The organism is Parabacteroides sp. PFB2-10 (genome assembly GCF_029893085.1).
Classification (GTDB): Bacteria; Bacteroidota; Bacteroidia; order Bacteroidales; family Tannerellaceae; genus QVMG01.
Window position 1 is genome coordinate 46,768 of the sequence record NZ_JARXWI010000003.1, and the last position, 15,427, is coordinate 62,194.

The following is a 15,427-nucleotide window of genomic DNA, read 5'->3' on the forward strand; positions in this document are numbered from 1 at the left end:
GTATGAGACAGAAAATAGTAGGCCTTCTCCTCGTATGCCTATTGCTCGGGGGCAATACTTCGTTCACTCAGGCACAAGAGATGGTCGTTTCGCCCGACGGCATGATAAAGCATCCCTGGGTGGGTATGCGGGTAGGCTATATCGGCGATTCGATCACCGACCCCAATCTATATAATGGATCCATCAAGAACTACTGGAAATGGCTGGATGAATGGCTGGGTATCACCTCCTATGTGTACGGCATCAGCGGACGCCAATGGAACGATGTGCCCAACCAAGGCGAACGGTTACTAAAAGAACATGGTCAGGAGGTCGACGCGATCTTAGTATTCCTGGGAACGAATGACTTTAATGCAAGTATACCTGTCGGCAGCTGGTACACCGAAACAAAAGAGATGGTGATGGCCGCCCGCGGCAAGCCCAAGCAGGAGGTGTTGCGCACCAAACGCAGCTTCCACTATACCGACAGCACCTACAAAGGAAGAATCAATATCGGATTGCGTTGGCTCAAACAACACTTCCCCGACAAACAGATCATCCTGTTGACACCGCTCCACCGCTCGACAGCTATCTTCGGCGATACCAACGTGCAACCCGACGAGAACTACCAGAACGCCTGCAGTGAATACATCGATGCCTACGTGGAAGCGATCCGCGAAGCCGGCAGTTTATGGGGTGTACCTGTGATCGATTTCAATGCGGTAAGCGGTATCAACCCCATGGTGGAAGAGCAGCTTATCTACCTCCGGGATACCGAAACAGACCGCCTGCACCCCAACAACAAAGGGCACGAACGCATGGCTCGTACCCTTCTGTATCAATTATTGGCCCATCCGGCGCGTTTTTAGCGCCGGACAGTCAATTTCATCATTTCAATGGCCGTATCGATAATCAATCCCAGGCCATGTTTTTCGTTATCGCCTACCGGGCGGCTGTAGTAGAAGGGCAGATCGTCCATGATTCCGGTACCCACACAGACATTCCGAAACTGTCCCTCTTCTGTGATCTGTGTCTCTTTCAACGCTCTCCAACCCGCCTCTGCAATGCGGCGATAGGCTGGGTCGATCCATCCGTTATTGATCGCCTTGGCAATGCCATACACATACATAGCCGTAATCGACGACTCGTCGTACGAATCGGGCTTGTCGAGCAATTGGTTCCACATACCGTTCGCGTTCTGGTAGCGCGAGGCTCCTACAATCTGCTTCTCTAAGAGAGCGATCAGTTCCGCCCGCCGGGGATGATCAGCCGGCATCACATCCAACACCAGGGTGATCGACACCGTGATCCATCCGTTGGCCCGTCCCCAGAAAGCAACCCCGTTGCGTTTCCTGTCCGTATAATAACCATGATAGAACAACTCTTTCTCCGGACACCAGAGGTAGTCGGTGATCTGAATGATCTGTTTGGCTGCTTCATCAATGTATTTCATATCCCCGGTCATTCCTCCCATCTGCGAAAGAAGCGAGACACTCATATAGACATCGTCAGCCCAGACGGTCATCTCGCGAGGCGTGGTGCGGCAAAGCGTACCATCTTCCAGTCGGTCTTGCCCGTACATCACATGGTTGGCAGCCTTCTCGATGTATTCGCGGTATTCGGGACGGGGATCCAGTTCGTACACATTCACCACGGCAGCTCCCATGGCACCGCAGTCATCAAGCTCTTTGAAGTTCCATAATTGCCCAAACGGCCAGTACCAATGGCGGCGGTCGTTGCGGAAGGTGTTCTGAAAGTATGTATAATTGGCAAAGGCAAAAGCCACATGCTGCTTCGCATACTCGATGTATTTCGGTTCGTTCAGGAACTGACCCAGCCGAATCATGCTCATATCCAACACTCCGTTGGAGTAATGCCACTCGGTCAGTGGGCTTTTGAATTTGACATCCTCGCCTTGAGGGATCTCTTTCGTACTGTTATACACCTCTTTCGTCGTTACACCCACAAACTGAGTAACCGGTTGTTTCAGAATATTATCGGCAACTGCCCGGATAACCTCTTCATCCGAACGCTGTTGTCCGAAGATGATAACCGGACAAACTAACGCGATAGCTGCTAAAAGCAATACTTTTCGTTTCATATCATACATATATATAAAGTGATCAATTTACTAAAACAGAGTTACTCTTTCCATACCGACACACCGGCTGTAGGGATTTCCATGCCACCAATCAAAAACTTCGTTCCGGCGGGAAGCGGCAGGGTGTAGGCTTTGTCGGCATAGTTGACAGCAATGCCGAATCCGTCACGGTATTCGATATGCAGGCCGGCCGGCAGATCCATCACCGGGATATCAAGGCGTCCATATAGTTTTGCCAATACATTCTTCTCCAATTGCCCATCCTGCGAGTCGACACCGACGTAGGTCACCGTTCCTTTGCCCAGGCGATGGAAGGTGATAGCCGGCCGCCCTTCGTAGAAGTCGCCCAGGAAGGTTCCCCAGGTCTCGGTCTCTTTGTCGGGGATCAACACCTCTCCCCAGCTCACCCAGGGGTATTGATTGCCCTCAAAGAGAATATGATCGGGTGTTGAGGGCTGCAAAAGATCATAAAAGTCGATCTTGGCACCAATCAATGGATAGACAGGTGCGGCAAAAGGTGCCTCGAACAGTTGCCCGTTGCGGGTCTTATGTCCTGTGCGGCAGGTCAACACCAGGTTGCCTCCCCGGCGCACATAGTCGGTCCATCGCGCCACCAGCTTTTCGTCGATCAACTGGTAAGCCGGAGCAATCATCACATTGTATTTTCCAAAATCATCGCCTTCGTCAATAAAATCGACAGGAGTACCCATATACTTCAGGGCATCGTAGTATTTATCGATATGCTTTTCCGTATCCCAGGCAATGGTTTGTTTGTTGCGTTGCATCTCCCAGGTGTTCTCGTGGTTATAGAGAATCGCCGTACGCCGTTTCTCGTAAGCCGCTGGATTCCCGGCTTTCGGATCATACACCTTACGCAGTTGAGCGATTTCTTTGATAAATTGCGCGTATTCCAAACCGCTTGCCGTCGGAGTAACGCCGTCAGGCCCTACGATGCCGTAGTGATAAAGTTCCGTTCCATAGATAGGCTGGCGGTAGCGATAGGTACAGGCAAATTGGCTGCCCCCGGCAAACACATGCCACAGCCAGAGGCGCACGGCACCGGGCAGCGGCTGGGAGTTGACCTGTCCCCAGTTGACCTGTCCGGGTTGCAGTTCCATCACCCCATAGAGACGGTCGATCGGGCGGAAGAAATCGTTTGCCTTGGCAATACGCTCCACCGGTCCCAGGCGATAGCCTTTGCGTCCGATCCCATAGTTTTCGCCAAACACCATATAACGCGTATAGGAATGAAAATCCAACTCATCGCTTTTGCGGAGATGTCCGTCCGAGTATTCGGGGATATAGTTGGTTGTGATCCATTGTGATGGATTCACTTGTCGACGGATTGTCGTCGCCTGCTCATCTAAGAAACTGACAATCTCTTCGGTATAGAAACGCATATAGTCGAGCGTCTGGTGGTTGTTCATAAACTGCTGGGAGACACGCGGGATATTGATTTCCGCGAAGTCGCTATAGAGCTGGCTCCAGAAGGCCGTGCCCCAGGCTTTGTTAAGCGCCTCAATCGTACCGTATTTCTTCTCTACAAAATCGCGAAACCGCTGCTGAGCATCCTTGCCATAATCCTGAAAAGGACGCGGCTCGTTATCGAGCTGCCACCCCATGACACGCTTATCGTTTGCATAATGCGCCGCCAGCTTCTCGATCATCTTAAGCGAATACTGCCGGTAGTAGTTATTGGATGCCGACGGATGCTGGCGCGAACCATGGTCTTTACGCGTACCGTCTTCGTTTTCTATCAGGATATCGGGATGTTTCCGCACCAGCCATACCGGCGGCGTAGCCGTAGAGGTGCAGAGGATCACCTTCAAACCATGCCGATCCGCCAGGTCGACTGCCCGATCGAGCCAGGCAAAGTCGTAGACACCTTCGGAAGGTTCCAGTTGTGCCCAGGCAAACTCAGCATAATGCACAAAATCGAATCCCAGCGCTTTGATCTGCTTCAAGTCGCGCTCCCATTGCGATTCATCCCAGTGTTCGGGATAATAATAGGTACCAACCGTGGTCAGATCCGCCGGATTGAAATAACTCTTCTGAGCCATTAGAAAGGGAAGGCTCAACCCCAGGCAGAGACCTATCAATGTGATTTTTCGTATCATGGTTCAAATTGTTTAATCTCTTGAATAGTGACCGGTCCCAACAGCCCGGAAGGCACCACGCCCCATATATCGAATTGGGTCGGTTGATAAGTGATGCTTACAAAATTAATCTCATGGAAGATACGCCATTCCACGCCCCGGCGGTCGTAGTCAGCAATCCGGTTCGCCGGCAGATTGGTCACTTCCAGTTCGATCCTATTCTCGCCGTCCCGAAGCAGGGCACCTATATTTGTCCGGAAAGGAACGGCATACAGGGTACCGGCATCCTGTCCGTTCACCCGCACCCGCGCACTCTCCCGCACATCACCCAGGTCGAGGCGGTAATCGCTCTCGGGATTTTTCTCCATCATAAAGGTGTTCGTGTACAAAGCGGTTCCTTTGTTCCGTTTCAGATCCTCACCCGGCAGGTCTGTCCAGCTGCCTAAGGTTTCCAAGGTATAGCTTTCCGGAATAACGGGATCGCTCTCCGGGAAGCGGAGTATCCAGCCTTTTTCCAGGTGAAGAGGGGCATTAGCTGCTGGTTTATAATAATCCCACATTTCCGTATCGACAGTTGATTTCGCAAATGTTTTCAATAATACAGACTCACCCGGTTGCAATTGCATATAGACCTCCGTCCGACCATTGTGCCGGCGCAGGGCGGCGCGTCCCTTCTTACCCGTCATCGGATCGAAGAACATCGCGCTCCGGGCATCGACACCTAAGGGAACCCAGCCATCGACCGGGCGGTTCTGCAACAATGTCATAAAGTAATGATGTCCATCCGTATGGCGACGACGAATCAGTTGCCCGCCAATCTCCGAAACGAATGCCTCCTGTTGCACAGCGCAATGCGACAACACATCGGCATAGTCGCTACCGGTCAGGATTTTTCCACGACCGAACGACTGCATAGTCACCTGATCGAAAGAGTTCACCGTCGGAAAATCCTTCATCAATTCTGCGAAACGACTCTCACGCTCCTCAAGGCGTGCCAATCCGGGAACGCCCGAAGGATACTGATCCATAAACACCACAGTAGCCCCCTCTTTGGCCAGTTGACGAATATGTTCGATCGTTTCCAGCGGGATATATTGAACGGAAGGCAGGATCAACGCCTTATAGGTCGTTCCCCCGACCGTCTTCAACAAACCATTCTCTACAGTCGTGTTTTGAATATACTGGTCGGATATATAATCCAGGTCGTATCCCTGCCGCATGATCTCCTCTACTCCACCACAGAATTTAGGCAATCGCTCGCGCATCCCGTGGATCGTGAAGGAGATGAAATAGTTGCCTCGTTGCTCGCTCCATATATCGTAAACCGGGAAATAGAGTAGGAAATCGTTATCGGGCGTGCCATGTTGCAGGAACGACTGCACCCGGGTGATATAATCGAAGAACGACGGTGCGTCGCGCCATATCGTATTGGTAGGCGACATATCGACCGAAGCGTAAAACTTCCAACCGGGCCAGGCCGCCTCTTGCGGCGAATAGGTAGAGCCATGGAAGTAGACATGGTTGACACCCGAGGTAAACATCTGATCGATCTCCGGCTTGCATTGTGAGAGCGAAGTGCGGAAATGCTCCGTCAGCCAGGTGAATGTTTCGGAAGAGGTATAGGGCTTGCCCGTGACATGCGCCGCCGAAGAGGCATATTTTAATACCGTCGGATCGCCATCGTTGACCTTCCGGATAGAGTCTTTCCGTAGCAGTGGGATGTCGAAGTCTGAGTTACCAAAGGTTTCACATTCGGGAATATCCACTGCCGCGTAGAGATCGAGCAGGTTAGCCGGCGAGCCATGTGCCTGGTTCTTCACCGTTGCACCCAGGGCATGCGCCCATTCCACCCACGGCTCGGTGAAATTCTCTTTCAACATCCGCCCTACCGTTTCGCGGTAATCGGTCACAACGCGTACGGAGATATCATTTTCTCCATTGGCCAATAGTTCCGGAAAATAGTCTTGCAGGCGATAACCATGATGTTTTTCAAACTCGTCGAGCAGCGAATCGCTCCAATCGGCTCCAAACACCTCATAAGAGTCATTGAAAAAACTATGGGGAATCGGTGTGTTATGTTGCTTAAACGCCCGCTCGAACTTGCCAAAATAGCGCATCACCGCCTCTTTGTCGAAGTGATTCAACACATAGCCTTCGCCACCCGGCGCCGCCCGCTTGACCATCTGGCGGGTTTTTCCGATAAACAAAGCGACTAATTGATAGGACTCTCCTTCTGGCGCCGTCCAGTCGAGAAGGCCATCGGCTGCAACCTGCTCTGTCAGATCCAGCTTTTCGCCACCGGCCGAATAGGCCATCAATTTGTGTAGTTGTGCATGAGCCGCCTGACGGCGGTCGTTCACCGCAAGAGGCTCCTTCAGGCGTTCGCCCCCTGCCAATGCATATCGTTGAAATATAGCCCGGGTAGCCGCATCTTCAATCGACACATCCGGGCCGCCAAATGGCCATCCCGTACCAGTATTCATATCCACGCCCATGCCCAGACGTTCGGCTTCCGTTTCGGTAAAAGCCAACATACGCATCCATTCCGGCGATAAGTATTGGAGATAATGAGCCTCGCGTCCTTTCACCCCATAGATCGGAGTCACCTCGACACCACCCATGCCAGCCTTGGCCATCGCTTCAAGGTTATAGGTGAGACCCAGCGAATCCACATCGCTACCCAGCCACCACCAACGTGTCCATGGTTTCATCTCCCGGGTAATCTCCGGCCAGTCGGTTTCTACCGGACGATCAGCACAGCCAGCTAACACACCGCCCAATAACAACAGGGCACAAACAACTCTTTTCATATCTCTGTTTTATTTTTAGTTTATCTCTTTCAGGCAAGTCAAACAAAAGTACACTTCTTCTCCACTCCGTCTCCTGTATATTTGTACATTTCCGTGTAAATTCGTTCAAAAGAGGGTTCTTCTGCTTCAAAACGAACATAAACAATCTTAACAAATGTTAATCCGCCTGTTTTCAGCGAAACCCTCAATTTACGATTTGTAATTTCGGAAGGGTTTTGCGCGCAAAAAGGCAGGAGTATTTTTGCAAACTCCCGGGAGAAACACTTTTTAACGTATGGGATTGTAAGCAAAACGGCCGTTTTGCTTACAATCGCTATTTTAACATTTCGCGATTTGTCGCACGAAACACGACATCACATCGTCTGGTCGGATGAGATAAAAAACGGATATAGCAGGGAAGATCCAATGGAAAGGTCAGAGAAGAACCGGTTCGCAAGGGATGATAAACCAGAACTCGGAACCTTTGCCTAATTCGGAGCTGACACCGATCTCACCGCCGAGGTGTTCGACGATCGACTGGCAGATGGAAAGCCCCAGTCCGTTGCCCTGGATAAAGGAGTCAAATTTTGAGAAGCGATCGAACACCCGTTCGCGGTGTTCACTGTCGATTCCCTTTCCGGTATCCCGCACAAAGAAACGCAGACCGCCTTCGACATAATCAAAACCCATGGTGATAGAACCCTGAGTAGTAAACTTTATGGCGTTGCTAATGAAGTTAGAGACGACTTGTGTGAGCCGGTTCTTATCGGAATAGATAAGGCAAAGGCGCTCAGGAAGCGTCGTAATCAGGCTGACACCCTCTTTGACCTTGTCGACATAGACCTTTTCCAAGGTATGAAAAAGGGAAGCCACCTCGAAGCCGGAGTAGATGAAGTCGAGCTCATTGGCTTCGATCTTGGAGATATCGAGGATGTCGCTGATAAGTTGCAATAGAAGTTCGTTGTTTGCTTCGATAATCTCATAGTAGTTTTCCTGTTCCTGACGGTCTTCAGCCTGCATCATAAGCTGCGAGAAGCCTACGATGGCATTGAGCGGCGTGCGTATCTCGTGGCTCATATTGGCCAGGAAGGCGCTTTTCATACGATTGGAACGTTCGGCTTTATCGCGCAGTTCAATGAGTTCGTCGGTCATCTTCACATTCGTAACATCGCGACGAACACCCGTAATAGCCGATACATGGCCGTTGACATCACGTCCGGTAACAGAAGCGGTGTAAGCAAACCAGCGTAGTTCCTCTTCCTTTTCACCAACTAAACGCATTTCGAAATGAACGATCTTTTCTTTACCATTGATCAACCGCTCGACAGCCTCGTCCAGGGCTCCCCAGTCGTCGGGATGTATAAACTGACGAATACCGTCGAAAGTGTAGCCCGGGAATTCGAAAGCTTGGGGATTAACCGAAGTAATATAGTCAGCCTGAAGATCATACTCCCAGGGGATAATACGCGAAGAGCTAAGGGCGAGCTCCAGTTTCGATTTGGCGTCGATCAGCTCTTTCTGCTTGAGTATCTCTTCGGTGATATTCTTTTCGGTTCCGATCACACGGGGAGGCAGTCCCTCTTTTTCGGCTTTCTGGCTGATAATATAGGTTTCGTACCATTCCCAATTGCCTTCTTCCGTTCTAAAGCGGTAGATATATTTGCCTTTCTCCGACTCTCCGGATGAAAAACGTTCCATCATCCGGCGGTATTGAGGCACATCGTCGGGATGAAGCATAGCAAGAATCTCGTCGAAGCTCTTACCCTCCTGCGAGAGGGTTTGGCCGTAGAGTGTCATAAACTGGCGGAGACCAAAATCATAATACCAGGCTGATACGTTGCCGGCCTCGAGAGCCAGACTGAGGGCATCTTTGGTTTTTCCCAGTTCAAACTCTCTCTTTTGTATATCAGTCGTCTCAACCGTGACGGCCATGAGGTACTCTTTCCCATCAGCATTGGTAAAACAACTCTTGGTCGTCACCTCCCAACGCTCCGGCAATCCGGTGTCGGGATTCAGCGAGACACGTTCGAAAGAGACCGGTTCACCACCGGCGACAACTTTCTCGTCTTCGGCGTAATAGATGGGAGCACGTGGATCGTCGCTCTCTAATTCGTTTTTCCCCAACTCGAAGACCACTTTGTCACCAAAGAAGTCGAGCAGATGGTGATTGAAGAAGACAAAACGGAATTCATTGGTTATCTCTTTTACCAATAGTCCCACCGGGAGGTTGTCGACAATCGACTGAAAGAAATCTTTCAGACGGTTGACCTCTTTGCGGGCAATGATGTGTTGGGTCTCATCGTGTGTAAAACAAATCACGTAATCGTTGACGAAGGGAACCGTCGTTGCTTCGAAATAGAAGGTTTCATCGCCCCGGACAATCGCATATTCAAACACGAACGATTCGCCGGTACCGGCAGTCTTCACAACATATTCCGAGATTACCTCGGCGGCATTCTGCAGGGAAAGATTGATCCGTGCCATATCGAAGACCGACAAACCGATATACTGCTCTATGTCAGCCTGAAAGAGAAAATTCTTCTGTGGGTTGATAATATTGACAATCCGTAGGTCGGAATCGTAGATAATGGCCGTATCTGGAATGGAACCAAGCAACTGACTCATCCAACTGTTGGCCGTTTGCATATCTTCCCTTTGCCGGCGTCGGTACCTATGAAAGGTATAACCCACATAGCCCAGCGTCAGGATTAGGAGCAAACAAAACAGGGAAAAGAACGGATGTTCCTGTATAAAAGTTATCATAGTATGCGATATGTCGTAGTGATGCCTCTTTTTCTTACTCTGCCTCAACAAGCTAATGCGCCGGCAAAATTACCAAAAAAACGCAAGGAATCTGCGCATTCATAACAAATAAGTCAAATAATTGTTTGGATAAACTATATATGTTCGGGCAATCAACTTATCCAATAACAAACGAAATATCAAATCAGAAGAAGAAAAGAAAGTTATACCATCCTGATTGATCACCGCGAATCATTTGATATTTTAAAAAATACTTATATTTGTTTCGTTCGAAACTCCGTATAGGATATATATATATTAAAACATAATACAATATGAAAAATCTAACATCAATCATCTATTTATCGCTCTTTTTAGGGATGACAATGTCGCTCAACGCTCAACAAAAAGACTGGGCTAAATTCAGTCGTTACGCGGAAGCAAATAAAGAGGTGACCGTTTCTCCGAAAGTTGTCTTTATGGGCAACTCCATTACCGAATGATGGGTACGCGAAGATCCGACCTTCTTTACCGAAAACCAGTACGTAGGTCGAGGCATCAGCGGGCAGACAACTTCGGAGATGCTGGTGCGTTTCCGTCCGGATGTGATTGATTTGCATCCACAGGTGGTGGTTATCCTGGCCGGCACAAACGATATTGCACAAAACAATGGCTACATAGCTCCGGAATATATCCTGGGGAATATCATCTCTATGGTTGAACTGGCCAAGGCGAACCGGATCACTCCGGTGTTGTGTTCAGTTCTGCCGGCTACCCGTTTCGGATGGCGCCCGGAGATAGAGCCGGCGAAAAAAATCGCTGAGTTAAATGTAATGATCAAGAAGTATGCCGAACAAAACAGCCTGGCGTATATCGATTATTACTCCTCCTTAACCGATGACGAGGGTGGATTGCCTGTGAAGTATGCAGCCGATGGCGTACATCCCAATATAGACGCCTATCGAATCATGGAACATCTCGTGCAGGAGGCACTGAAAAAAGTGATTCGGTAAGGACTCCTACGCGCTGCCTCGCGCCCTATTTTTCGACATGTAATATCGTACAAAAGGAGGCAGGTGTACAAATTTACACAAGTATGGATAGTTTTCATATAGAAAAGTGGGGGTAATACCTTTCTTTTGCATGGTAAAGTTTATATAGCATTGTTACCACATGAATCAAACTATCATGAAACACTATCTATTAGGAGCGGCTTTATCTTTATGCCTGGTTTCGGCCTGCTCACAAAAAACAGAGCAAACGCCCCGCTACTGGCAGGGGAAAGAGCGAGAGTTGAGGTATCATCCCGAAGGGGAAGAGTTCGTGATCAACAACGGCACGAAACGCTTCAACCGCGCCATCTATGGCACCAATACAGGATTCCGTTTCGAAACGAGTGATTACCCGGAGTTCGGTCTCTATATGCCGAGGCTGGGCGGTAGCGTCTATATGGCGATCTCCACACCCTCCGAAACGGTATGGGTCAAAGATCTGGCATCGATCGAATCACGTTTCAAATCGGGTCAGCGCACCTATATCATGCGAGATAGTCGCATCCTGGGCGATGGTCTGCTCATCCTCGACGCAGTGGCTCTGTCGGATGCCGACGGCCTGGTGGTGAGATGCCAGACGGAGAACCTGCCGGAGGGGCTGAAAATCCATTGGATCTACGGAGGAGCCAACAACCAGCGCTTCAGCCGCGAGGGTGATCTGGGTGTTGATCCCGAAGACAGCTTCTTTATCAAAGCGGAGAACTGTTTGGGTAATCAATACGAGATGACCGACAATCGATTTACACTCAGCTACGCTACCTCAAACCAGCTAACAGGTCTCTTCCCCACGGGCGCTACCTTGCGCCTGGGCGATGCACGCCTCGTCGACTCTCTGCCGGAGCTATTGCATTCCGAACCCTCCGAGAAACCTGTTATTCTGGCGGAACACATACTCTCTTCCGATCCTATCTATTTCGAATTGCATAACCCCAAAAGCCATGCCGACTTCGCTTATAGCGATCTGGAGCAGGCGTTCAACAACGGAGTAGCCTACCGCACCGAGGTGGCATCGACTATGAAACTGAACACGCCCGACCCCTTTATCAACACCTTGGGCGGTATATTCTCCGGGGCGGAGGATGCGGTGTGGGAAGATCCCGGCTATCTGCACGGAGCGATTGGCTGGCGCGTGCCCCTGACCGGTTGGCGCGCCGCCTACCTGGCCGATCTGATGGGCCGACAGGATCGGGCACGTACCCACTTCAATGGCTATATCAACTCGCAGGTAACCAATCGGCCGGCCACCCTTCCGCACAGCCAGGATCAGGAATTGCATCTCGCCCGACCCGCCAAGATATGGGGCACACCGATGTATAGCAACGGATACATCTGCCGTACGCCCAACACAACAAACACGATGCACCATTACGATATGAACCTGGTCTTTATCGATGAGCTTTTGTGGCACCTTAACTGGACAGGCGACATGACCTATGCCCGGGAGATCTTCCCGGTGCTCCAGCGACACCTGGCGTGGGAAAAGAATGCGTTCGATCCCGACGGCGACAGCCTCTACGACGCCGTCTGCTGCATCTGGGCATCGGACGGATTGCAATACAACGGGGGAAAGGTGACCCACTCGTCGGCCTACAACTACCGAGCCAACCGCATGACTGCCGAGATTGCCCGCAAGATCGGCGAAGATCCAACCCGCTACGAAGAGGAGGCGGCACGCATCCTGGCCGCTATGAACCGGGAACTCTGGATCAGTGAGAAGGGCTGGTGGGCCGAGTTCGTCGATGTGATGGGACATGGGATGCGACATGATAACGCCGGCCTATGGAGTATCTATCACGCCATCGACTCCGAAGTGCATGATCCCTTCCAAGCCTATCAGGCTACCCGCTACGTAGATACGGAGCTACCCCATATCCCGGTGATCGGGAAAGGGTTAAAAGAGACCGACAACTATGTGGTAGCCACCACCAACTGGCAGCCTTACGACTGGTCGATCAATAATGTAGCCTTCGCCGAAAACGCCCATACCGCCCTCTCCTTCTGGCAGGCCGGACGAGGCGACGAGGCCTTTAAGATATTGAAAGGCACCATTCTCGACGCGATGTATCTCGGCTCCGGTCCGGGAAATATCACTCAGGTATCCTTTTACGACGCTGCCCGCGGAGAGATCTACCGCGACTTCTCCGATCCGGTGGCTATGGGTGTGAGAGCCGTAGTGCAGGGTATGTACGGCATTATCCCCGACCTGATAAACAACCGGCTGGTGATCCGTCCCGGATTCCCGGAAGACTGGGACTTTGCCGACATCAAGACGAAGAATATGGCCTACTCGTTTAAACGCACCGGCCACACGGAACAGTACACAATCGAACCCGATCTGCCCCGTGAAAACGTGCAACTGATTATGGAATTGAACGCTCCAACAAACAAAGTCAAACGCATCACGGTAAATGGGCAGGAGGTTTCCTACACGTTGGCGGAAGAGGCTATCTCCATGCCAAAGATACGTTTCGACGCAGGCATAGCGTGCAAATACGATATCATCATCGAATGGGCGGGGGACAAGATCCTGAACTCACCGCTATCGGCCACGATAGCCAACGGAGAAGAGTTGTCATTGAAGCTGCCTTTCGCCGCAGGCGAGATCTATGATCCGCAAGCTGTTCTTTCAAATGAACGTGTAGAAAACGGTCTCTTAAGCGGTCTTGTCAATGCTCAGGAGGGACACCGCACTCTTTTCGTCCGGGTTGCCACCGGAGAGATGAGCTATTGGCGCCCGGTCGACATCAAAGTGGTGAAGAGAGTCGAGCTAATCAATCGACCCGAGGCGGAAACACTGCAGTTTCTATTAGTGAATAATAGCGACAATCCCCTGACGGGTGAGCTTTTCCTGAACCATAAAACGACAGGCCAGTCGGTCAATATCGCTGCTCATGCACAGCAAGCCTACTCGTTTGCGTCGCCGTTAGCCACCCTCGGATCCAATAAGGTGGAGATACGGTCGGCCAAGGCGCTCTATACACTCCAGGCGATCAACTGGCATATCGCCAACCCATCTGGTGCGAACTACCAAAAAGTCGATATGCAGGCTGCATTCAACGACCGGGTACGCGATATCTTTCAGTTTGGCAAATACCTCACACCCCGCCATCCCTATACGACACATCAGGTACCCACCCAGGGTATGGGGCAATGGTGCCATCCGACGCGCCTCTCTTCTATCGACGATACGGGCATACGCCGTATAGCCGCAAGTCAACAAAACAGCTTCACCATGCCCCAAGGCATACCTTTCGCCACGCCCGGCGGTAGCGACGCGCCCAATATCCTGTTTACGACCCTTTGGGACAACTACCCCACCCAGGCCAGCCTGCCTCTTAATGGCAAGGCGTCGAAGGCCTATCTGTTGGTGGCCGGTTCCACTTATCATATGCAGTGTCATGTATTAAACGGTCAGATACGCATCACCTACAAAGACGGCACGCAGGAAACACTCGAATTGAAGCTGCCCGACAACCTATTGCCGCTCGATCAGGACATCTTTATCGATGGATGGGTCTTCAATAGCCCGCAGCCCCGTCCCTGGCGGGTAAGTCTGAAGACGGGCGCAGTCAGCCGCTATCATGCCAGAGATCTCGGCATCGAGATGTCGAACAACCCGTTGTATATCGACGGTGGCCTGGCCACCCTGCTCGATCTGCCGCTCGATCCGGAGAAAGAACTGGAGTCACTCACCATAGAGACAATCGCCAATGAGGTGATTATCGGCTTAATGGGTGTCACCTTACTAAAATAGGAAGCTGGCAAGATCAGGTAATGTAAAATGTGAAGGTTCCCTCCTGTCTGAAGAAATCAGTAACTATTCCCCTCTCTTGTGGGGCAGGGGGAAAGATGGTCTTTCTGAGAAGGTCTCATTTCAAAAATGTTAAAATATCGATTGTAAGCAAAACAGCCTTTTTACTTACAAATCCATACGTTAAAAAGTGTTTCTCCCGGGAGTTTGTCTTCAAAGTCCCCCCTTTTTGCGCGAAAAGTCCCGCCGAAATTACAAATCGTAAATTGGGGGTTTCGTCGAAAATGAGTAAATTAACATCTATTCACATCGAATTCAAGAGCAGACTCATGTACGGAACCGTTTGAAAGTCAGAAAGAGTGGAATGCGTTCGTGAATATGTATGCGGCAAAATCAGTCAATCCATCAGGCGACAGGGTCGTAAATGCAACCATGTTTGGCATAAAGAATCCGGTTCATACCCCGACAACAATTTGGCAACTGGACTGGGAGGGCAATCCGGTGGCTGCTTATGAAACCGGATATCATATCGCCAACTTCACGGTAGATGAAGCGACAAACCATATATATGCTTGTGTTTACAAAGACGATGAACAGGTATTGGCTGTAATTGACTTGAACAACAAATAGGAGTGAAAAGAGAGGGATGGGCTGTTTCTATTGCACAATAGGGCTATAAGGGAAGTCAAGAGAGAAGAATTTGATAATGTATTGATACAAAAAAAGACCGGTTTCTTTACGGAACCGGTCTTTTTGCTCTTCCTCTTGGACTTGAACCAAGGACCCTCTGATTAACAGTCAGATGCTCTAACCAACTGAGCTAAGGAAGAATTTGTTCGCTTTTCGAACCTTTCACTAAAGGCCTTTCTGAAAATGCTCTGCAAAAGTACAAGCTATTTTCGAATTATGCAATATCT

7 protein-coding genes, 1 tRNA gene and 1 pseudogene are annotated in these 15,427 nt (G+C 50.4%); 4 read left to right on the plus strand and 5 right to left on the minus strand.

Annotation, left to right across the window (positions count from 1 at the left end):
- The first annotated feature begins 2 nt into the window (after positions 1-2).
- Positions 3-848 (plus strand): SGNH/GDSL hydrolase family protein, encoded by an 846-nt coding sequence (locus M2137_RS03500; protein WP_280765080.1) that lies wholly within the window; start codon positions 3-5, stop codon positions 846-848.
- Here M2137_RS03500 and M2137_RS03505 read toward each other — a convergent pair.
- The 4 genes from M2137_RS03505 to M2137_RS03520 all read right to left on the minus strand — a co-directional run bounded on the left by M2137_RS03505 (position 845) and on the right by M2137_RS03520 (position 9,728).
- Positions 845-2,080, minus strand: coding sequence for a glycoside hydrolase family 88 protein (locus tag M2137_RS03505; protein ID WP_280765081.1), 1,236 nt, complete (start codon positions 2,078-2,080; stop codon positions 845-847). The two genes, M2137_RS03500 and M2137_RS03505, sit on opposite strands and share 4 nt — an antisense overlap.
- 41 nt (positions 2,081-2,121) lie before the next feature.
- Positions 2,122-4,197 (minus strand): beta-galactosidase, encoded by a 2,076-nt coding sequence (locus M2137_RS03510; protein WP_280765082.1) that lies wholly within the window; start codon positions 4,195-4,197, stop codon positions 2,122-2,124.
- Complete coding sequence (locus tag M2137_RS03515) at positions 4,194-6,986, minus strand: glycosyl hydrolase (protein WP_280765083.1); 2,793 nt, start codon at positions 6,984-6,986, stop codon at positions 4,194-4,196. Before M2137_RS03515 ends, M2137_RS03510 begins: the two co-directional genes overlap by 4 nt.
- A 414-nt stretch (positions 6,987-7,400) precedes the next feature.
- On the minus strand, positions 7,401-9,728 hold the full coding sequence (locus M2137_RS03520) for an ATP-binding protein (RefSeq protein ID WP_280765084.1): 2,328 nt from the start codon (positions 9,726-9,728) through the stop codon (positions 7,401-7,403).
- Between the two features lie 314 nt (positions 9,729-10,042).
- On the opposite strand from M2137_RS03520, the pseudogene M2137_RS03525 reads away from it, so the two are divergent.
- The 3 genes and pseudogenes from M2137_RS03525 to M2137_RS03535 all read left to right on the plus strand — a co-directional run bounded on the left by M2137_RS03525 (position 10,043) and on the right by M2137_RS03535 (position 15,140).
- Positions 10,043-10,720, plus strand: a pseudogene (locus M2137_RS03525) (SGNH/GDSL hydrolase family protein).
- A gap of 175 nt (positions 10,721-10,895) precedes the next feature.
- Positions 10,896-14,513, plus strand: coding sequence for a DUF4450 domain-containing protein (locus M2137_RS03530; RefSeq protein ID WP_280765085.1), 3,618 nt, complete (start codon positions 10,896-10,898; stop codon positions 14,511-14,513).
- A gap of 375 nt (positions 14,514-14,888) precedes the next feature.
- Complete coding sequence (locus M2137_RS03535; RefSeq protein WP_280765086.1) at positions 14,889-15,140, plus strand: hypothetical protein; 252 nt, start codon at positions 14,889-14,891, stop codon at positions 15,138-15,140.
- Positions 15,141-15,266: 126 nt separating this feature from the next.
- Here the strand turns inward: M2137_RS03535 and M2137_RS03540 are convergent.
- Positions 15,267-15,340, minus strand: a tRNA-Asn gene (locus tag M2137_RS03540).
- Between the last annotated feature and the right edge of the window lie 87 nt (positions 15,341-15,427).

Bases quoted from the DNA above. Each gene is read 5' to 3' on its own strand.
- M2137_RS03520 (WP_280765084.1), bottom strand. From the start codon at position 9,728: ATGATAACTTTTATACAGGAACATCCGTTCTTTTCCCTGTTTTGTTTG.
- M2137_RS03530 (WP_280765085.1), top strand. From the start codon at position 10,896: ATGAAACACTATCTATTAGGAGCGGCTTTATCTTTATGCCTGGTTTCG.
- M2137_RS03500 (WP_280765080.1), top strand. From the start codon at position 3: ATGAGACAGAAAATAGTAGGCCTTCTCCTCGTATGCCTATTGCTCGGG.
- M2137_RS03510 (WP_280765082.1), bottom strand. From the start codon at position 4,197: ATGATACGAAAAATCACATTGATAGGTCTCTGCCTGGGGTTGAGCCTT.
- M2137_RS03515 (WP_280765083.1), bottom strand. From the start codon at position 6,986: ATGAAAAGAGTTGTTTGTGCCCTGTTGTTATTGGGCGGTGTGTTAGCT.
- M2137_RS03535 (WP_280765086.1), top strand. From the start codon at position 14,889: ATGTATGCGGCAAAATCAGTCAATCCATCAGGCGACAGGGTCGTAAAT.
- M2137_RS03505 (WP_280765081.1), bottom strand. From the start codon at position 2,080: ATGAAACGAAAAGTATTGCTTTTAGCAGCTATCGCGTTAGTTTGTCCG.